General features: G+C 52.7%; 21 protein-coding genes and 2 tRNA genes. 18 read left to right on the top strand and 5 right to left on the bottom strand.

Features of this window, described 5'->3' with window-relative positions; genetic code table 11:
* Positions 1-48: 48 nt before the first annotated feature.
* Positions 49-1,344: an NAD(P)/FAD-dependent oxidoreductase gene (locus tag A11S_RS04895; RefSeq protein WP_015467387.1), complete on the bottom strand. Its 1,296-nt coding sequence runs from the start codon at positions 1,342-1,344 to the stop codon at positions 49-51.
* Between the two features lie 139 nt (positions 1,345-1,483).
* Complete coding sequence (locus A11S_RS04890) at positions 1,484-2,452, bottom strand: PfkB family carbohydrate kinase (protein WP_015467386.1); 969 nt, start codon at positions 2,450-2,452, stop codon at positions 1,484-1,486.
* Between the two features lie 172 nt (positions 2,453-2,624).
* Between A11S_RS04890 and A11S_RS04885 the strand changes: the two genes are divergently transcribed.
* The 4 genes from A11S_RS04885 (at position 2,625) to A11S_RS04870 (ending at position 6,359) form a co-directional block, all read left to right on the top strand.
* Positions 2,625-4,010: a polyhydroxyalkanoate depolymerase gene (locus A11S_RS04885; RefSeq protein ID WP_015467385.1), complete on the top strand. Its 1,386-nt coding sequence runs from the start codon at positions 2,625-2,627 to the stop codon at positions 4,008-4,010.
* A gap of 161 nt (positions 4,011-4,171) precedes the next feature.
* Positions 4,172-4,939: a M48 family metallopeptidase gene (locus A11S_RS04880; RefSeq protein WP_015467384.1), complete on the top strand. Its 768-nt coding sequence runs from the start codon at positions 4,172-4,174 to the stop codon at positions 4,937-4,939.
* Positions 4,940-5,026: 87 nt separating this feature from the next.
* Entirely contained in the window at positions 5,027-5,878 is an 852-nt protein-coding gene (locus A11S_RS04875) for a hypothetical protein (protein WP_015467383.1), read from the top strand.
* A gap of 175 nt (positions 5,879-6,053) precedes the next feature.
* Positions 6,054-6,359 carry a hypothetical protein gene (locus A11S_RS04870; RefSeq protein ID WP_015467382.1) on the top strand — a complete coding sequence of 102 codons (306 nt, stop codon included), beginning with the start codon at positions 6,054-6,056 and terminating at the stop codon, positions 6,357-6,359.
* Here A11S_RS04870 and ruvX read toward each other — a convergent pair.
* Positions 6,337-6,825 carry a Holliday junction resolvase RuvX gene (gene ruvX / locus A11S_RS04865; RefSeq protein ID WP_015467381.1) on the bottom strand — a complete coding sequence of 163 codons (489 nt, stop codon included), beginning with the start codon at positions 6,823-6,825 and terminating at the stop codon, positions 6,337-6,339. The genes A11S_RS04870 and ruvX overlap by 23 nt on opposite strands.
* Before the next feature lie 65 nt (positions 6,826-6,890).
* Here ruvX and gatC point away from each other — a divergent pair, with 65 nt between their 5' ends.
* The 9 genes from gatC (at position 6,891) to A11S_RS04820 (ending at position 14,128) form a co-directional block, all read left to right on the top strand.
* Positions 6,891-7,178 (top strand): Asp-tRNA(Asn)/Glu-tRNA(Gln) amidotransferase subunit GatC, encoded by a 288-nt coding sequence (gatC, locus tag A11S_RS04860; RefSeq protein ID WP_015467380.1) that lies wholly within the window; start codon positions 6,891-6,893, stop codon positions 7,176-7,178.
* A gap of 12 nt (positions 7,179-7,190) precedes the next feature.
* Positions 7,191-8,681: an Asp-tRNA(Asn)/Glu-tRNA(Gln) amidotransferase subunit GatA gene (gene gatA, locus A11S_RS04855; RefSeq protein ID WP_015467379.1), complete on the top strand. Its 1,491-nt coding sequence runs from the start codon at positions 7,191-7,193 to the stop codon at positions 8,679-8,681.
* The gene (locus A11S_RS04850) at positions 8,678-9,277 is read left to right on the top strand and encodes a hypothetical protein (protein WP_148285106.1); all 600 of its coding nucleotides are present in this window, start codon (positions 8,678-8,680) and stop codon (positions 9,275-9,277) included. The genes gatA and A11S_RS04850 overlap by 4 nt, the downstream gene beginning before the upstream one ends.
* Positions 9,278-9,311: 34 nt before the next feature.
* Positions 9,312-10,766: an Asp-tRNA(Asn)/Glu-tRNA(Gln) amidotransferase subunit GatB gene (gene gatB, locus A11S_RS04845; protein ID WP_015467377.1), complete on the top strand. Its 1,455-nt coding sequence runs from the start codon at positions 9,312-9,314 to the stop codon at positions 10,764-10,766.
* A 28-nt stretch (positions 10,767-10,794) separates the two neighbouring features.
* On the top strand, positions 10,795-11,037 hold the full coding sequence (locus A11S_RS04840) for a hypothetical protein (protein WP_015467376.1): 243 nt from the start codon (positions 10,795-10,797) through the stop codon (positions 11,035-11,037).
* A complete protein-coding gene (locus A11S_RS04835) occupies positions 11,037-11,258 on the top strand; it encodes a DUF4177 domain-containing protein (protein ID WP_015467375.1) in 222 nt (73 codons plus the stop codon). The genes A11S_RS04840 and A11S_RS04835 overlap by 1 nt, the downstream gene beginning before the upstream one ends.
* 21 nt (positions 11,259-11,279) lie before the next feature.
* A complete protein-coding gene (locus A11S_RS04830; protein ID WP_015467374.1) occupies positions 11,280-11,684 on the top strand; it encodes a hypothetical protein in 405 nt (134 codons plus the stop codon).
* 184 nt (positions 11,685-11,868) lie between these two features.
* Positions 11,869-11,960, top strand: a tRNA-Ser gene (locus A11S_RS04825).
* Between the two features lie 200 nt (positions 11,961-12,160).
* Positions 12,161-14,128, top strand: a complete 1,968-nt coding sequence (locus A11S_RS04820) for a methyl-accepting chemotaxis protein (RefSeq protein WP_015467373.1) — start codon at positions 12,161-12,163, stop codon at positions 14,126-14,128.
* Between the two features lie 75 nt (positions 14,129-14,203).
* Here A11S_RS04820 and A11S_RS04815 read toward each other — a convergent pair whose 3' ends face one another.
* Both A11S_RS04815 and A11S_RS04810 read right to left on the bottom strand, forming a co-directional pair.
* Positions 14,204-14,398: a hypothetical protein gene (locus A11S_RS04815; RefSeq protein WP_015467372.1), complete on the bottom strand. Its 195-nt coding sequence runs from the start codon at positions 14,396-14,398 to the stop codon at positions 14,204-14,206.
* 132 nt (positions 14,399-14,530) lie between these two features.
* Complete coding sequence (locus A11S_RS04810; protein WP_235068256.1) at positions 14,531-16,279, bottom strand: cation:proton antiporter domain-containing protein; 1,749 nt, start codon at positions 16,277-16,279, stop codon at positions 14,531-14,533.
* 198 nt (positions 16,280-16,477) lie between these two features.
* Between A11S_RS04810 and A11S_RS04805 the strand changes: the two genes are divergently transcribed.
* The 5 genes from A11S_RS04805 (at position 16,478) to A11S_RS04785 (ending at position 19,631) form a co-directional block, all read left to right on the top strand.
* A tRNA-Glu gene (locus tag A11S_RS04805) sits at positions 16,478-16,553 on the top strand.
* 163 nt (positions 16,554-16,716) lie between these two features.
* Positions 16,717-17,949, top strand: coding sequence for a tyrosine-type recombinase/integrase (locus tag A11S_RS04800; RefSeq protein WP_015467370.1), 1,233 nt, complete (start codon positions 16,717-16,719; stop codon positions 17,947-17,949).
* On the top strand, positions 17,949-18,743 hold the full coding sequence (locus A11S_RS04795; RefSeq protein ID WP_015467369.1) for a transcriptional regulator domain-containing protein: 795 nt from the start codon (positions 17,949-17,951) through the stop codon (positions 18,741-18,743). The genes A11S_RS04800 and A11S_RS04795 overlap by 1 nt, the downstream gene beginning before the upstream one ends.
* A gap of 150 nt (positions 18,744-18,893) precedes the next feature.
* Entirely contained in the window at positions 18,894-19,112 is a 219-nt protein-coding gene (locus tag A11S_RS12245) for a helix-turn-helix transcriptional regulator (protein WP_015467368.1), read from the top strand.
* Positions 19,113-19,127: 15 nt separating this feature from the next.
* On the top strand, positions 19,128-19,631 hold the full coding sequence (locus tag A11S_RS04785) for a hypothetical protein (RefSeq protein ID WP_015467367.1): 504 nt from the start codon (positions 19,128-19,130) through the stop codon (positions 19,629-19,631).
* Positions 19,632-19,949: the final 318 nt, after the last annotated feature.

Raw genomic sequence — 19,949 nt, 5'->3', positions numbered from 1 at the left:
CTCAGAAGAATACCTGCGAATAATTTTGCAATCAATATGGCCGACGCCCTAACCCCCAATATAATCCCGCGCGCGCCACCACCAGTACACGCTTTGCGCAATATACGGCGCCAATGGGCCGCCGGCGAAGTTGAGGCCGAAGGGGGAGAAGAGTTTGTAGCGGTCGTCTTTGTCCGCAATCGCCCCCGCAATCATTTCGCCGCCGACCGTGGTCGGGGCCAGGCCGTGGCCGCCGAAGCAGGTGGCGTACCAGTAATTCGGGGCCAGTTGCCCGATTTGCGGCATTTTGTGCGGAGCGTAGCAGAGATCACCCGACCAGCCATATTCGGTTTTCACTTTGCCGCGCAATTGCGGATAGACCTTCAGCATATCGCCGTGCAGAAGTTCGGCAATCTTCGCCGGGTCACGGCCCACGCTGACACGCCCGCCCCACATGATGCGGTTATCGGGCAGAACGCGGTAATAATCGCTGGCGAAGCGCATATCATAAATGGCGTGTTCGGTATCGATGGAGGTTTTCAGATCCGCCGGATCAACCGGTTCCGTCACCATCACATAGGTGCGCACCGGAAACGCCGCGTTGCGCAGACGTTTATCCAGCCCGTTGACATAGATAGAACAGCACAGGACAACGTGTTCGGCCTCAATCACGCCGCCGTTGCCCACCTCGATACGCCAGCGGCCTGATGGCATCTGGGTGATTTTGGTGGCTTTGGACCCTTCGTAAATCTGGCCGCCTTTGGACACAATCGTGCTGGCCAAACCTTGGACATAGGTCAGCGGATGGAACTGAAAATCACCGGGGGAATACACGCCGTCGAAATATTTATCGGTGTGGCATTGTTCGCGCACCTTGTCCGTGCCCCAGAATTCAAAGCCCAGATCGTATGAATCGTTCATATCATCCACGATGGCCTTCACCGCATCGGGATTGTCTTTCCATGACACGGTCAGAACACCGGGGCGCAATGGACCGCACGGGATATTCAAATCATTGATGCGTTGTTTGATCATCGCGCGCGCGTCTTTGGTCAAATTGACCAGCGCCCGGGCATGATCCAGCCCGACTTTCTTTTTCAAGCTGGACAAATCACGGGCATAGCCCTTGGCCACAAACCCGCCATTGCGGCCCGATGCGCCCCAGCCAATCCGTGCAGCTTCGATCACCACCGCCCCGCGCCCGCGTTCAACCAAACCAAGCGCCGTGTTCAATCCCGCTAGACCGCCACCGATCACGCACACATCGGCCTGAATTTTATCGACCAACGGGTCATAGGCGCGCGCACCCTGCATGGTGTCGCGGTAATAGGTGTCGATATAATCGGTTGGCTTGCGCATGAGCATGATTTGAAACTCCCTTTATTATTGTACCCGCATTCAGCGGAAGGGGAGTTTAATCCGGCGTTTGGACTGTTTAAAGAAAAAGCCCTGCTGCACCTGCACGGTCCAACAGGAACGCAATCAAGCCTTTGTTTTATTTGATTTAAGCGGCAACCAACCCGGCGCAATCGGTCAGGGCCGAACGGTCCAGGCGGCTGGCCGGGGCGGCCACTTTACGCGCGGCCAGATTGGCGGCAAAGGTCGCACAATCGGACAGACCCAATCCACGGGACAACGCATACAAAAATCCGGCCGCGTAATGGTCCCCTGCCCCTGTGGTGTTTTGCACATCCACAACAGGAACCGCATCAAAACGCATGACATCGGTCGTGGTGACAACATGCGCGCCATCTTCACCATCCGTGACAACGGCAAAGGCATCATCACGCAAATAACTCTGCAATGATTGCGGCGGTTGACCATCCAGCAACGGTGAAAATTCGCCCTGGTTGCTAAACACAGATGCCCCGGCGCGGATCAGATCGATCCATGCTTCGCGATGGGCGGCGGCCAATGTGGGATTGGACAACGACATATACAGTTTCTTGCCGTTATATAAGGCCGATTTTGCAATGTCACAAAAACCGCCAATACCAAATCCCGCCGCGGAATACGCCGTCATAAACACGGAATTATGTGTGGATTTTTCGACCATATCGACAACCATGGCCGTGCTGCAAAAACAGGTTTCCAACCCCATCAACATGGTGCGTTCGCCATCCGGCGTCACCAGACACAGACAAATATTGCTGTACGATCCCGGGACGGGCACGCCGCCAATGATCAGATCCAGCCCGACGGATTCCATTTCACGGCGCAAAACATCCGCGTGATCATCCGTCGCCATGGCGGTCAGATACGTGCCCCGCCCGCCCATACCGGCATACGCAAAAGCCGTATTTCCAGTAGACCCGCCGCCACAGAATTTGCGGTCTTCGATTTGGGACAACAGATCATTGATAAAGACGGGATCCACCGTCTGGCGACGGCCTTTTTCAAGCCCCCAGCGTGCAAGATCGGCGTCGGTTACGCGCGCGGTACAATCAATAACCAAGTCGCCAATAAACAGCATGGGGCCCCTTCCCGAACAAGAGAGGCGCTTATGTAAAGAAAATATCTTTGTATGTCAATGATTTGGAACAAAAAATCTAAATCTTTTGTTGCGGTGCATAATTTAACGATTTTGGGTGTACAATGGTGCTAATGTAACGTCCAACGCGTTCAAAATTGTGTGAGTGAAAAGAGTGCTTTACCATCTGTTCGATATTCATCATGCGTTTATGACCCCTGCCCGCCTGACGGCAGAGATGACCCGTAACGCATGGGCCAATCCCAACAATCCGCTGTCCTATACCCCGCTGGGCCGGACCATTGCCGCCGGTGCGGAATTGTTCGAGCGATCCACACGCAAATTTGCAAAACCGGAATTTGGTTTGAAAACAACCCAGATTGATGGCCGCACGGTCGATGTGGTGGAACACATCGTGTCCGAGCGCCCGTTCTGTAACCTGATCCATTTCCGCCGCATGGAACGCCGCAATGATCCGCGCGTATTGATCGTCGCGCCCATGTCCGGCCACTACGCTACCCTGCTGCGTGGTACGGTCGAGGCCCTGCTTCCACACCATGATGTGTATATCACTGACTGGAAGGACGCGCGCCAAGTGCCGTTGACCGAAGGGCGCTTTGATCTGGACAGTTATATTGCCTATGTCCGCGAATTCCTGACCCTGCTGGGGCCGGATGTGCATGTGGTGGCCGTGTGCCAACCCGCCGTACCCGTCTTTGCCGCCATTGCATTGATGGAAGCTGACGAAGATCCGAATACACCGCTGAGCATGACGTTGATGGGCGGGCCGATTGATACACGCGTGTCCAAAACCGCCGTCACCGAACTGGCCGAAGAACGCCCGTTAAGCTGGTTTGAAAAAACCGTTGTGTCGCCGGTCCCGTTTTATTATCCCGGCGCGCACCGCCGCGTTTACCCCGGCTTCTTGCAACTGAGCGGATTCATGTCGATGAATTTGGACCGCCATGTCGGATCGCATGTGGAGTTTTATAACCACCTGATCCAAGGCGACGGTGAATCCGCCGAACGCCACCGTGACTTCTATGACGAATATCTGGCCGTGATGGATATGGATGCGGATTTCTATCTGCAGACCGTGGAAACCGTGTTCCAGAAACATGCGTTGCCCAAAGGCGAAATGACGTGGAAAGACCCGTTGAGCGGTCGCGTGCATAAAGTCGACCCGTCCGCCATCCGCAAAACCGCCCTGCTGACCATTGAGGGCGAGCTGGACGATATTTCCGCGCATGGCCAGACCACGGCGGCGCATGTCATTGCCACCAAATTGCCGGCGGAAAAACAATTCCACCATTTCCAGGAAAATGTTGGCCATTACGGTATTTTCAACGGCAGCCGCTGGCGCACATTGATCATGCCGCGCATTCGCCATTTCATGCGCGCCCACGATTCAAAACGCGACCCAATCCCGGCGGATGATTTGAAAAAAATACCGGACATCGCCCCGACGCATTGGGATGTCCGTGTTCACGGGATCGACGCGGTCCGCGCCCGAACCGCGAAAGCGAAAAAATCCGAAAAAACGGCGGAAGCCGCGGAATAGTTTAGCCCCGAAAAGCTTTCCGGCCGGGGCTGATGAGTGTGGTGTACCCCCTCTGGCTCCGGTTTGAACGGCCCCGTTTTTGAACGGGCGCCGCATCTGGAATCCCGTCGGGGCAAACCCATATATTTATTCTTTGTAACAGACGAAAGGGTCGGGCTAGGATGGTCCGGACAACATCAACCAAAGGCGGCAAAAACCGTGACAAGGACGCCATCGCCAAGGCGCAACAGGCCGTGAGCGCTGTTCACCCCTGCCTGCGCCTGACCGTCAGCAAACGCGCCCGCCGCATGGCCCTGCGGCTGGACCCGGCCGCGCGCGTGGTGCACTTGATCGTCCCCCACCGCGCCAGCATGGAACGCGCGCTGGATTTCGCACGCCAGAATAAATTATGGGTTGAAAAACGTCTGGAAGATTTACCGGAACCGGTTCCGTTTGTGGATGGGGCCGTTCTGCCGATCCTTGGCCACAATGTCACACTGCATATTCATTATGATCCGAAATTAAAAATGACGGACATTGAATTGAAACCGCGCACCCTGATCGTCAAAACGAACAAGGACGATGCCGCCCCGCGCATCAAACGCTTCCTGCGCCAACTGGCCAGCGACGCCATCACCGAAATGGCACACGAAAAAGCGAAGCAAATTGACCGCCACACAAAAATCCAATCCATCACCGTCCGCGACACGCGCAGCCGCTGGGGCAGTTGTTCCGAGGATGGCAAAATATCGTTCTCCTGGCGGCTGATCTTCGCCCCGCCATTGGCCATGGACTACGTCATCGCCCACGAAGTCGCCCACCTAAAAATCATGGACCACAGCCAGCGCTTCTGGACCCAGTGCGAGAAGCTGAGCGGCGATTTCGATTTCGGCTATGACTGGATGCAGAAGAATGGGCATAGTTTGATGCGGTATGGGCAGGATGCTTAAACCCTACGCATTTCAACATAAAATGGACGCCCCGATAAAAACACGCTAGAATTGTGCCCCGGTATAAAAACAAACACATGCACAATCATGAACAAAAGACCCTCAATAAAAACACTAGTTTTACAATCACACAGCTTTCTCTGGAACAATGCAGGGTTGGCACTCTTTTATATCAAACAGCTTTTGATCCCCGCCATCATAATTGTTCCGCTGGCCTTCCTTGCAGAACACCTCCTAGAAGAACAGTACGATGATATAGGTAAACTAATATACTTTTTCACCATGCTATATTTTCATACATGCTTTGCGCTCATGTGGTACCGAGCCAACCTGCTTGGCCCCTCACGAAGCCACAAAATTAATGCGCTTCGTCTGAAATTAAGTGAATTTAAATTTATAACTACCTCTATCACCTTATTCATCACGATTTGGACCCCCACATTCGTATTCTTGGCTTACACCATGACGATTTTTTACATGATTGGCACAAACCAAGCATCAATGACATCACTCCTCATATATTCTTTGAGCATGGCAGCACTCACTTACATTACAATCAAGGCAACGGGGTACTGCTTTATGCTTCCCGCCCAGGCCATTGGAGAATCAACATCATTCAAACAAGCTGACAATATTTCCGAAGATCTAACCATTCATTTGATCGCAGCAAAAGCTACAGCATGGATGATAGCCTCCATTGCTTCGTTTATACCGGGCGCAATCGCAATCGTTTTATTGCTTGTAATTGAGTATTTTAATGCTGACCTTCTGCCAGAAGAGCTTAACTCCACAGCGTCAGAATATATTTTAAGCCTCATCTTCCTTGAGGCACCATGGATTATAATTTACATCTACCTCACCGCCATAAACGCAGGTATTCTTTCACACTTGTATAAATGGGCCACAGCCAGCGCTTCTGGCCCCAGTGCGAGAAGCTGAGCGACGATTTCGATTCCGGCTATGACTGGATGTAGAAGAATGGGCATAGTTTGATGCGGTTTGGGCAGGATTCATAGCCCACCCTATCCCTTATGGCACCCCATACGATTATTCTTGCGCGTTTATCCCAAAATCGGCTACGTCCCCGCGAAATTCATTCTATACGGAGCCAAATATGAGCCTCACAATTCGGGCCCAACGCGCAAGCAAGCACAACGCCCCTTATGCCCGGGCGACGGATAACGCCGCCGCACCGAATTATCGTGCCATCCTGGAGGTCGATCAGGAGACCACCAGCCCGTCCGATCTGTTGCTGGCGTTTTGCCGGGTTTATGAACGCGCAGAGAGTAATTTGCGCACGGCTTGGGACAAGCACAATCAAGGGGCGGATATTCGCCAGGTCTGGCAGGCGCAGGATCGCGTGAAGCTGGTTTTGGAAGCTTACGAGGCCGTGTCCTCTAAAGGCCCCCAGCCTGCATAAAATCCAGCGCGCCCTGAAGAATGTACTGGGCGGCCAGTTTGTCGATGACCTGTTTTCGCTTTGTTCTTGAAATATCCACAGTATCGATCAGAAAATCGGTCATGGCGGCGGTGGACAGGCGTTCATCCCACAGGGCGATCCATGGCTTTTCGCCGAAAATATCCGGGTGATTGAGCATTTCCGCGGCGAAGGATTGCACGGCATCGCACCGCGGCCCCATGGTTCCGTCCATGTTCAGGGGATATCCCAAGACATATCCACCGATGTCATAATCGCGGATAATCTTGCCCAATTCCACGATATCGCGGGTGAATTTGGTCCGTTGCACCACCCGGACCGGGGTGGCAATGGAGTGGGCCGAATCCGAAATGGCCACCCCAATGGTTTTTGTCCCCAGATCCAGCCCCATCAGACGGACGTTGCGGGGCCGGGTTCCGGCGATTTTTTCGAGGGTTTCTGCTGGCATCTGGGCTTGCGTCCTGTGGCTGGGAAGTATACAAAATCTAAGCATTTCTGAGAGGATTCACAAGCATGTCGATGGACAAAGCCACCGTTAAGAAAGTCGCCACCCTCGCCCGTCTGGCCATTACCGAAGACCAGGCCGACAAGCTAGCCCCCCAATTGGGCGGTTTGCTGAAATGGGTTGAGCAGTTGGGCGAAGTTAATACCGACAATGTCGCCCCGCTGGCCAGCGTGGTGAACATGGAAATGGAACTGCGCGCGGACAAGGTCACTGACGGGGATATCCAGTCCGATGTACTGGCCAATGCGCCGGAAGCCATGGAAGGCTTCTTCGTCGTTCCCAAAGTCGTTGAGTAAGGATTGAAGATTATGAGCAACGCCCTGACCGACCTGACCATTGCCTCCGCTTTGGACGGATTGAAGAAAAAAGAATTCACCGCGACTGAATTGACCGCCGCGCATGTGAAGGTGATGGAAAACACCCGTCACCTGAACGCCTATATCACCGAAACGCCGGACGTGGCCATGAAACAGGCCGCGGAATCCGACGCGCGTTACGCCGCGGGCAAAAATGGTGCGCTGGACGGTATTCCGCTGGGGATTAAGGACCTGTTCTGCACCAACGGTATCCGCACCACGGCGGCCAGCAAAATTCTGGGCAATTTCGTGCCGCATTACGAATCCACCGTCACGACCAAGTTGCTGAATGACGGTGCGGTGTTCATGGGCAAACTGAACCTCGACGAATTTGCGATGGGATCGTCCAACACGACCAGCGCGTTCGGCAACGTGATCAGCCCGTGGAAACGCAATAACGGCGATAATGCCGATCTGGTTCCGGGCGGTTCGTCCGGTGGGTCCTCCGCTGCTGTGGCCGCACGCTCTTGCATGGGCGCAACGGGCACGGATACGGGCGGTTCCATCCGCCAGCCGGCCAGCTTCTGTGGCATTGCCGGGATCAAGCCGACCTATGGCCGCTGCTCCCGCTGGGGTGTGGTTGCGTTCGCGTCATCGCTGGACCAGCCGGGCGTGTTCGCCCGCAACACCGAAGATTGCGCATTGCTGTTGAAATCCGTTGCCGGGCACGACCCGAAGGATGCGACATCCGCTAACAAACCGGTGCCGGATTTTGTGGCCGCGTTGGGCAAAAGCGTAAAAGGCATGAAGGTCGGCATTCCGCGCGAATATGCGGTGGACGGCATGCCCGCCGAAATCCAAAAATTGTGGGATGAAGGCAAAGCGTATTTGAAAGATGCCGGCGCGAAAATCGTCGATGTATCCCTGCCCCACACGAAATATTCGTTGGCGACCTATTACATCATCGCCCCTGCGGAATGCTCGTCCAACCTCGCCCGTTATGACGGCGTGCGGTATGGCATGCGCGCCGAAGGCAAGGATCTGCGCGAAGTGTATGAAAACACCCGCGCACAGGGCTTTGGCGAAGAAGTCCGCCGCCGGATCATGGTCGGAACTTACGTTCTGTCCGCCGGGTATTACGATGCGTATTACACCAAGGCCCAGAAAGTCCGCCGTTTGATTTCGGAAGACTTCCTGAACGCTTACAAGGAATGCGATGTCCTGCTGACCCCGACCGCGCCGTCCGCCGCGTTCGCCATTGGCGAAAACGAAGACGATCCGATCAAGATGTACCTGAACGACGTGTTCACGGTTCCGGCCTCGTTGGCCGGTATGCCGGGCATGTCCGTTCCGGCGGGTTTGAGCGGTGACGGCCTGCCCCTGGGCTTGCAGATCATTGGCAAGCCGTGGGACGAGGAAACCGTTCTGAACGTGTCGCAGGTGATTGAAAAGGCCGCAAACTTCACCGCCGTTCCGCAAATGGTCGTGAAGAAAGCCGCATGATGATCCGCTTCCTGATCCTAATTGTTTCGGTTCTGGCGTTTGTGGTGGTGGCAACACCGGCACGGGCCCAGACACAGGAAGAATTACCGCCGCAAACGCGCACGCCGATCACGACCGAGCGTGCCAACAGTTACTACGCCCAGTGCATGGCCGCCGATGATCAGCGGATGAGCGATGAGGCGCAAGCGGAGCTGTGCTCCTGCACATCCGTTAAAATGATGTCGCGGTTCAGCATGGAAGAGCTGGATATCATCGGCAAGCCGACCAAGCTGGGCAAAGAACTGATGCACAAAATGCAGACACAGGTTTACGGCCCGTGCATGCAAACGGCGGCGCAGGATTTGCTGTTCAACGAATGCATGCGTGACAAGAAAATCATGGATTTTGATTTGCGCGATATGCCGAAACTCTGCCGTTGCATGTCGAAACGCTCTGCCGCCTATCTGGAAACGGATGGCGAGGCGATGATGCGCAGCATTCTGGCCCACAACCCGGATCTGCGCGACCCCCTGCCCGCGATTATGAGCAGCCCGTCATTCCGCCAACAGGCCAGCAACAATCTTTTCTCCTGCCTGCGTGAAGGCACGAGCGAATAACAATCAATTGATATCTAAGTAGAGAGCAACGACAATGGCACAGACAATTAAAACGGACACAGGCGTTTGGGAAATCGTCATCGGCATGGAAGTCCACGCCCAGGTGACCGCCAATTCCAAATTGTTTTCCGGTTCATCCGCCACATTCGGCGCCGCCCCGAACAGCCAGGTCAGCATGGTGGATGCCGCCATGCCCGGCATGCTGCCCGTTTTGAACGAATATTGCGTTGAACAGGCCGTGCGCACGGGTCTGGGCCTGAATGCGCAGATCAACATGACGTCGGTGTTCGAACGCAAAAACTATTTCTACCCCGACCTGCCGCAGGGTTATCAGATTTCGCAATTCCTGCACCCGATCGTGGGCAAGGGCGAAATTGAAATCGACCTGCCGGACGGCACGGTGAAAACCATTGGCATTACCCGCCTACATTTGGAACAGGATGCCGGTAAATCCCTGCACGACCAGCACCCGCAAAAATCCTTCGTCGATTTGAACCGGTCCGGCTGCGCCCTGATGGAAATTGTGTCGGAACCGGATATTCGCGGCGCGGATGAAGCCACCGCGTACCTGTCGAAACTGCGCATGGTTCTACGCTATCTCGGCACATGCGATGGCAACATGGAAGAAGGATCCATGCGTGCCGACGTGAACGTATCCGTGCGTCGTCTGGGCGTGAAAGAACTGGGCACGCGGTGCGAGATCAAGAACGTGAACTCGTTGAAAGCCGTTCAGATGGCGATTGAATACGAAGCCGCCCGCCAGATCGAAATTATCGAAGGCGGCGGTGAGATTAAACAGGAAACACGCCTGTGGGACCCATCCAAGGGCGAAACCCGGTCCATGCGATCCAAGGAAGAAGCGCACGATTACCGTTACTTCCCGGACCCGGACCTGTTGCCGCTGAACCTGAAATCCGACTGGGTTGAGAAGATCAAGGCGACCCTGCCGGAACTGCCGGACCAGAAGAAACACCGTTTCATGGATTCCTACGGCCTGTCCGCCTATGATTCCAGCGTGTTGATCGCGGAACGTGCCCGTGCGGATTATTACGAAGCCGTGGCCAAGGGCCGTGACGCCAAACTGGCCGCCAACTGGGTTCTGAACGAATTGCTGGGCATTTTGAACAAGGATGGCAAGACGATCAGCGAAAGCCCCGTCACCGCCGCCATGCTGGGCCTGATGATCGAACGCATCACCGACAACACGATCAGCGGCAAAATCGCCAAGGACGTGTTCGCCGAAATGTACGCATCGGGCAAGGACGCCGATACGATCATCGAAACCAAGGGCCTGAAACAGGTGACCGACACCGGTGCGATCGAAAAGATCGTGGAAGAAGTGTTGAACGAAAACCCGCAAATCGTTGCCGATTATAAAGGTGGCAATGAAAAGGTCTTCGGCTTCCTGGTCGGTCAGGTGATGAAAAAGTCTCAGGGCAAAGTCAACCCGGGCATGGCCAACGAATTGCTGAAGAAAAAGCTCTCGTAAGAAGAGCCTGTAAACAGGGAGAATAACCATGACGAGGCGGACAACGTTCAGCATTACGCTGCACGATGATTTTGACGAAGCCCAATGCAGCGCCCTCGGGCAACAGATGCGCCGGATGAAACACATTACCTCCGTGTTTCCCGATGCGCTTCCGGCTCCGGCCTATGACCCGCGCCGCATGCTGGTGACCTGTAACAAAAATCCGGCGGACGTATTGCGCACATTGCAATCCATGCCGGAGATTAAAACCGTCCAACCGGATTTTAAGTGATGAGTAAAAAATACGAATACAAGGTCGCCATTTACCGCGAACCCCTGCTCGGCTCTATCTTCCTGGGCGGATCGCGTGTGGACCCGGTGCGTTACACCGACTTCCTGAACAAGAACGCCGCCGAGGGGTGGAAGGTGATTACGATGGAGCGGGAAACGCGCCGCGAATTGCTGTTCTTCAAACGCGAAGCGTTCCTGACCATCATGGAACGTGAGATTTAACTCACTATAAAAGAGGCCCCCATGATCCGCACGCGCATCCTGCTCTTTTCCCTCATTGGTATGGGGGTTGTGGCCGCCTTGCTGGGTCTGGCCCAAATGTGGGGCAACGTTATGGAATGGGCCGTGTTTGTGCGGACCATGGGCACAATTATCGTGCTAGGCACGCTGGCCTCCTTCCTGATCGCGGTTGATTACGATATTCCGGCCAGCCGCCGTAAATGGCTGCTCTTCCTGCTTTGCGGGCTGGCGCTTGGCGCAGGCGGCCTGATCGTCGCCCAAATCTGGGCCCAAATTCTGGATTGGCCTGTTTTTATTAAGGTTTTGATCACGCTGGCCGTGGGCGTGGGGCTGATCGGCTTCATCCTGGCCGTGGCCGAGGATTTCGGCACTGGCAAGAAATTGCGCGACAATCATTATATTGATTGATTTAAAGGGCTTATAATCCGCAGGAAACGCCCCAGTAAACAGTTGATCCGCCCGCCATTTCCTGATAATTCATTGGCCGAGCTGACTACGAGTATAAAGACTACGACTATGGGGACTACCATGTGGGGCGTGGCCGCCCGCTTTCAAAAGCACGGCTACCCCGACATGCTTTAATAAAGACTATGGAGACGTGGCCGAGTGGCTGAAGGCAACGGTTTGCTAAATCGTCATACGGGTTAAACTGTATCGAGGGTTCGAATCCCTCCGTCTCCGCCACCAAATCAAAGCCCTCGCTTGCGAGGGCTTTTTTCATGCAAAAAATTTAATAAACGCTTCAGGAAACAACATTTTTTGCATTTTTTTCTATTCATAGGGTTAGGCCGCCCGCTCTGTCATAAAACTGCAACATAACCTCCATAGAATTATTAGAGATTAAAGGCCGACCACGGCCCTGTATTTTATGGAGAGATTATTCGATGCGTGTTCAAATTCATAACCTGACGCTGAAAACCCAGTTTATTATACTCTCCGCATTGATGATTGCGGGTTTTGCCGCGGTGGGATTAACCGTGAGCGTAGGCAAAGGCAACCTGGAAAAAATTCAGGGCAAAGCATTTGCGGCCGTTGAAATCAACGACCACGCGGCATCGTTGGAATCTGCCTTTTTAACCGCACGTCGCGCCGAAAAAGACTTCCTGCTGCGCCTGGATGAAAAATACGTCACGCGCCATGATGAAATTCAGGATTTGGTCGCCGCCGAAAACAAAATGCTTCTTGACCTTGTTTCAGAAGATGCAGAAATCACCGAGCAGGCTCAAAAATTCCAGGCTGGATTTAATGATTATTCCGCACAGTTTGACGCCGTCGTCGCCCTGCAAAAAGATGTCGGATTAAACGAAAAAAGCGGCCTTCTGGGTGATTTACGCGCCGCCGTTCACGGCGTCGAGGAAATCATCAACGCCCAGAATCAAGATCGTTTGAAAGTTTTAATGTTGATGATGCGCCGCCATGAGAAAGATTTTCTGGCCCGCAAGGATCCAAAATACATTGAAGACATCAAAAAGCGTGGTGAAGAATTCAAACTGGCCCTGAGCACATCAGGATTGGATTACGCCGTTCAGCAAAAAATCACCGGATTAATGAAAATTTACCAAGATTCGTTTTACAGCATGGCCACGAAATACGGCGAATTAGACACGGCCATTTCTTTGCTGAGCGATAAATATGCCGCCGCAGAACCATTCATTGAAAAAATTGATGAACTGGCATCGCAACGCAAAGACGATGCGCTCAAGGCCTATAATGCCAGCGCGGCCCGCATTACCGTTATGACGACGGGGCTGATGCTCGGGATTGCCGTTATCGTCGTTCTGGCGGCCCTGTTCCTGAGCCGGATGATCACGGGCGGGTTGTCGACCTTGGGCACCCGCATGACATCCCTGTCCCAAGGGGAAACGGATGAATCCATCCCATTCCTGGACAGCACGGGCAGCCTGCGCCCGATGGCCGATGCCATGAATATCTTCAAAGAAAACCTGATCAAAAACCGCGAGATGGAGGCCGAACAACGCGCCGCCGCCGCCCAACGTGAAGAACGCGCCAAACGCATCAGCGATCTGGCCCGCGGGTTTGAATCGGATATCGAAGCCCTGATGGCCAGCCTGAATGGTGCGACATCGGAAATGCAAACCGTGTCGCAAAGCCTGAACGTCACGGCGGAGGAAACATCGCACCGGTCGTTGAACGTGGCCCACGCATCGGAGGAAGCATCCGCCAACGTCCAGAACGTGGCCGCCGCGACCGAGGAGTTGAGCGCAACCATCGCCGACATTTCCCAACAGGTCAGCAGCGCGTCGCGCATCGCCGGCGACGCCGTCGATCAGTCGGATAAAGCCAACGTCCTGATCAACGGGTTGAAAACGGCATCCGAAGAAATCGGTGCGGTTATCGAACTGATCAACCAGATTGCGGCGCAAACCAACCTGCTTGCTCTGAACGCAACGATTGAGGCCGCCCGTGCCGGTGAGGCCGGCAAAGGCTTCAGCGTGGTGGCCAGCGAAGTAAAATCCCTGGCCAGCCAGACATCCAAGGCCACGGAAGATATTTCCAACCAGATCATGCGCGTGCAATCGGCCACGGTGGATGCCGTGAATTCCATCGTTGGCATCAGTTCCACCATCCGCAACATTGACGAAATCAGCACGACCGTCGCCGCCGCCGTTGAAGAACAAAGCGCCGCGACCCAGCAGATTTCCCGCAACGTTCAGGAAGTGTCCACCGCAACCAACGAAGTGAATAAAAACATCAACGGCGTCAGCGATGCCGCATCCCGCACGGGTGATGCCGCCAACACGGTATCCCGCGTATCGCTGGATATGGCACAGGAAACGTTAAAACTGAAAGAAACAGTGGATTCGTTCCTGATGGCGGTTAAAAACGCATAGTTTTACACAAGAAGCATCGAAAACCGTAAAAAACCCGCCATTTCTGGCGGGTTTTTTCTGTGTTCCGTGGAAAAATCAGGAGAAGCCCCTCGCCTTCCAGTTTTCGACAGTGGCCGGGATTTTAGCACCGTTCATCAACTGCGACGGGGACAGCGCAACATCCATGCCTTTTTGCAACTGTAACGGCTCTTTCGCATCCAAAGCCTGATCAAAAGAGGCCTTCAGATTGACGCTCGTTTCAACGCCGCCACTTTCAACAATATCAACCATCTATCAAGTCCCCTTCTACGCTCACGCTCTGGTTTTCAATTCGTTGAGACCAGAATACACAGAAGATCTTAATATTCTATTTTCAATATATAAAATTGTATCTATTGGTGGAATCAGCCGTTTTAACTGGATTTATGCCGCAACGTCGTCGTTCCGATGCTCGCTTTCCTCACGTTCGCTGTCCAGCACCCGGCTGGCCGCGGCGGCGGAATATTCGAAACATTGCAACACGCGTCCGGCCAATTGCAAACTGATCTCGCGCGTTTCCAACACGACATCGTTCACCCCCAATTTTTGTAAATCCGCTGCATGAACTTCATCGCGCGCGCGGGCATAGATGGGAACATTTTTGCAATGGCGACGGATATTTTCAATCGCGGTTCGCGATGCTTTTTTGTCATCCATGGCCAGAATAATCGCGCGGGCTGATGTGGCCTTGACCTTGTCCAGAACATGGGTTTGCGACGCATCACCGTAAAACACGGGCTTGCCCTTTTTGCGCAGGGCCTCCAAATGGCCGGATTGGTGATCCAACGCGACATAAGGAATTTGATTGTTTTCCATCACTTCGGCGACGGCCTGGCCCGTGCGGCCAAATCCGGCGATGACCACATGGCCCTCGACACCCTTCACATACTGCTCCATGACCTCGGTCATGCCGTTGGCTTTACGCTTGACCAGACGCGCGGCCAGGACTTCACCCAAACGATAATAAAACGGCGTCAGAATCATGGTCAGGCTGGCCAGCATCATCATGAAATGGCCGACATTTTTCTCCACCACACCCGATGCCATGGCCAGACCGAACAGGACAAAGGCAAATTCGCCCCCCTGCCCCAACGCCAGACCGGTTTGGATGGATGTCGGCAAGGACACGCCCCAAATGCGGCACAGGCCGGCTGTAATCACCGCCTTGATCGCGAAAATGCCAAGGACCGACGCCGCCAGCCAGAACACATTGTCCATCACCGCCAACAGATCAACGCCCATGCCCACGGACATAAAGAACAGGCCCAGGAACATGCCCTTAAACGGTTCGATATCCACCTCGATCTGGTTGCGGAATTCGGTTTCGGCCAGAACCAGCCCCGCCAGAAACGCCCCCAACGCCATGGACAGCCCTGCCTCACCCGTCGCCCATGCCGCGCAAATGACGATGAGCAGGATTTGCGCCATGAAAAATTCCGGCCCCTGCGCCCCCGCCGTGACGTAACGCAACGCCGGACGCACAACAAAATGGCCAAGCGCCACCAGCACGGCGACAACACCGCCCGCCTTGGCCAGCGCCAGCAACAAAGAGAGCATGACATTCTGTTCCGCGCCCGCACCCTTGTCCTGCAACATCGCCACCATGAAGATCAACGGCACCACGGCCAAATCCTGCATTAACAGGATGGAAAAGCTCGTCTGTCCCACGGGGGATGCGAATTGTTGCCGATCAAACAGGATCTTCATAATCATCGCCGTGGATGATAACGCCAGCGCCGTACCAATCACCGCCGATGCCGGCCCGGAATTGCCCCACATATAGGCCACCACGCCAATCACCGCGCCCGTCACAACAATCTGGGCCGTGCCCAGCCCGAACACCATGCGCCGCATGGCCCACAAACGTTGCGGCGACAATTCCAACCCGATGGTGAAGAGCAGGAAGATCACGCCCAGCTCGGCCAGAATGCCCACGCCCTTCACATCTTCGAACACGATATGTGACAGGAACGGATAATCCCCCACCAGCCGCCCAAGCCCATACGGCCCGATGACCACACCGGCCAGCAAGAACCCAAGAACGGGGTTCAACCGAAAACGGCTGAACACCGGAACCAGAATGGCCGTGATCGCCAGAAAGACCAGCAATTCGGCTTGAAAAGGGAGATGCATTTCCATGGCGGGAGCGTAGCAGATGCCCAACCCCACAAAAATCCCCCATGAAAAAATACCCCAGCCCTACCCACACACCCCGCACCCAAACCGCGCACAGGACGTCAGAACAAGGATTTAGATTATGTAAATATAATTTATATCAGAAAGTGCTTGATTTCCCCCGCGCCATTGATTAGAAAACCCCATCCTTCGGCTGTCCCCTTCGTCTAGAGGCCTAGGACACCTCCCTTTCACGGAGGCGACACGGGTTCGAATCCCGTAGGGGACGCCAATTTCTGATCCGGCAACATCCGAGATCATCCAAAAGCCCGCAGAAAACCTCGTGTTTTCGCGGGTTTTTTGTTCGTCAACGTCCCGGGAGATTTCTTTACATCCTGAGGTTATGGGGGCATTCTTGGGGGCATCTAACTGAAACCAAGAAGAGGATGCCCCCAATGCCTCTGAGTGATGTTGCCTGCAGACAGGCCAAACCCCGCGAGAAATCCTACAAAATGGGCGATTCCGGGGGACTGTATCTAGAAATCACCCCCAAGGGCAGCAAGCTGTGGCGCATGAAATACCGCTATGGTGGCAAAGAAAAACGCCTAGCCTTAGGGCAGTACCCAGAGGTGTCCTTAGCAGATGCCCGTGACGGGCGAGATAAGGCGCGCAAGCTGCTTGCGGAACACAATGACCCATCCCTCGCCAAACAGGAAAAGAAACGCCTTGCGCAAGCCAGTGCTGCCAATACGTTCGAGGCGCTGGCATTAGAGTGGCATGAGAAGAATAAGGGCAACTGGAGCCCCAATCATGCGTCAACCGTTTTACGCCGTTTGGAACAAGACCTTTTCCCAGCCATAGGCAACCTTCCCATAAAAGAAATCACCACCCCTCGCCTAGCGATTGTAATCGAAAATATCGAAAAACGCGGAGCCTACGATATTGCACGTAGAGCACTACAATATAGCCGAGCAATTTTCGCCTACGCTCAGCTAAGGGGAAAAATTGACACGAACCCGGCAGACATCAAAGCCAAAGATTTCCTAGCCCCTATCAAACAAGGGCATTACGCCGCGATGGAAGCAAAAGACCTCCCCGAATTTCTAAGCAAGCTCTATAGCAACGAAGCCCGGCTCTTTATTTCGACACAGCTGGCTCTAGAAATGATGCTCTTAACGTTTGTTCGCACCAGTGAACTGATAAAAGCGCGCTGGGACGAATTTGATTTTGAAAAAAGGCAGTGGATCATTCCCGCAGAGCGCATGAAAATGAACCGGGATCATATCGTTCCTCTATCAAAGCAAGTTTTGAGAATCCTAGAGCAATTAAAACCCATAAGTGAACATAGAGAATTTTTATTCCCGGGACAGCGTAACCCCAAAACGCACATGTCAAATGGGGCGATATTAATGGCTCTCAAACGGATGGGATATCACGGTATTCACACGGGACACGGTTTCCGCGCACTGGCCATGACAACAATCATGGAGGAACTGGGCTATCCGCATGAGGTACCGGATACACAGCTAGCGCACGCCAAAGGCGACTCTGTTCGTCGGGCCTATGACCGTACAAAATTCCTGGCTCAGAGAAAAAAGATGATGCAGGAATGGGCAGATTATATCGAAAATATATCACACAAGAACGGAAAACTTATTCAAGGACGATTTTCAAGAAAGGTATTGTAATGAAAAACGAAAAGAAACATGAACCCAATAAAGAATACCTAGCACAGAGATTTTCTTGGCTGCCTGATTGGAGACAAGAAGATCAATATCCAGACCCCAGCACAATGACCGGAACAAATTGGGCATGGGAATTCCTACGAAGACAACCGCACTACGGAAATCTACGAAAATCTTTGATTGGAGAATCAAAATTATCAGAGATCGACTTACACGAAGCTCGTAATATCGTCGCGCAGAGCACTTCAGACAGAGAGCTCATTTTTTCCGAAGAAGACCGCCCACTTACGCAAGTCATCGAGCTAATGGAGATCTTCTACGGACGATTTGGCCTATTAACATTTCCACCTGCCCCAGAAAATGCAACCGCACGAATAAAGTTTGAAGATAGAAGAATATTTTTTAGATCAGAAAGTCAGAGCAGAAGACACTACGAACCAGAGGAAACTTTCCTTGGCTTCAACGAAGCCCTTTGCACCATTGACATGGAACTCCCCATCGACCCACAACTGAAAAAAATTAAAGAAACAATTAGACAGCGTATTGGTATGCGCAATACCCAAGAAAACAGCCCCTCATCCCAAATGATGCGCATGCGCACATCAAAATACCTACTTTATCTTCGCGTTCTCGACGCAGATATTCGAGGAATAGATCTAAAGGAAATGGCAGATGTATTCGGAATGGACAATTCCTATGATGATGATTTCAGGGGCGAAAAAACCCTAAGATGGAACCTGATGGAAGCCAAACGACTACGTGATTCAGGCTATCGTCAAATAGCTAAAATCTCTTAATTCCCTCCAATTTATATCACGCAGATGAAAGGATAAGCCTCGGGCTTATCCTTTCTATTTTATTGACCTCCGTACAAGTACGTTTATCAGCATCCAACGACACACAAATGAGTTGGCTAACGCATCAATATGAACAAAAAGGAGCAGTAAATGAGTCGATACAATCACAACGATACAAAGACCACACGCATTCTACGCATTTCTGAGGTTATTAATCGCCTAGGAATTTCTAGAAGTGGCTTATATGAGCGTATCAAAAATGGAGATTTACCGAAGCCAATCAACCTCGGCGGGCGTCGAGTTGGGTTTATAGAGCACGAGATCGACACTTGGGTACAGCAGCGCATTGAAAAAAGTCGAACACTTTAATTTTGGAGAATTTTTATGACAGAAACACGGTACAGCAAAACGCGTGAAATTTACTGCAACTACAAACCTCAGGATGATTACGACGATAATCAAATTGACCCCAATGGCGGCGATGATGGAGAAGACCTCCCTGAGCACATCAAACCCTATAAAGGAGAAAAAATTAGCCCCTCAGATAAATTTTGGTCTTTACGCATGATTCATAATACGTGGATCAAAAAACTCACCCCGAGCGAGTACATGGTTCTTATGTTTATTTGGAATCGCACGATATTTTGGGGTAAAGCACGTGAGTTCATAAAGTATCGCCATTTTACTGACGGCATCCCCTCCACAATTTCTGGGTTGCCATTGAAGGAACGACGCCTAAAGGAAATTTTGGACAACATGCAGAAAAAGAAATGTATCACCCGCAATCGCACCCCTTACGGATCTTGGTATGCAATCGACTTTAATTTTGAAGCCAACAAAGTTCGAAACAAAAAGCCATTAACGCGCTCAAAGCGGATACATCGGTAAAGATTTTTAACCGTCCTTATATGCAAGTCAGGTAGAGAGACATTTAGAGTGAATGGATAAAAATTACCCAATCAAGGCTATCTATCTATTTTCAAACAAAAATCGTCGGTTAAATTTTTTAACTGATGGACAGGCACTTTCTTGCAAACCCATGTAGAAAAGCACCTCCATGGGCTGCAGGAAAGTGCCGCATATATAAATATGAGAATAATAACTATAGGAATAAGTAATAACTATGCTGACTCACATTGAATTTTTAAAATTCTTTTTAGACTCTCAGAATCTAAAAAACAAAATAGGCTTAAGAATCAGAGCGGG

It is taken from the genome of Micavibrio aeruginosavorus EPB (assembly GCF_000348745.1).
Taxonomy (GTDB): domain Bacteria; phylum Pseudomonadota; class Alphaproteobacteria; order Micavibrionales; family Micavibrionaceae; genus Micavibrio; species Micavibrio aeruginosavorus_A.
The sequence above is the reverse complement of the archived record's forward strand: the minus strand, read 5'-3'. Positions and strand labels throughout refer to the sequence as shown.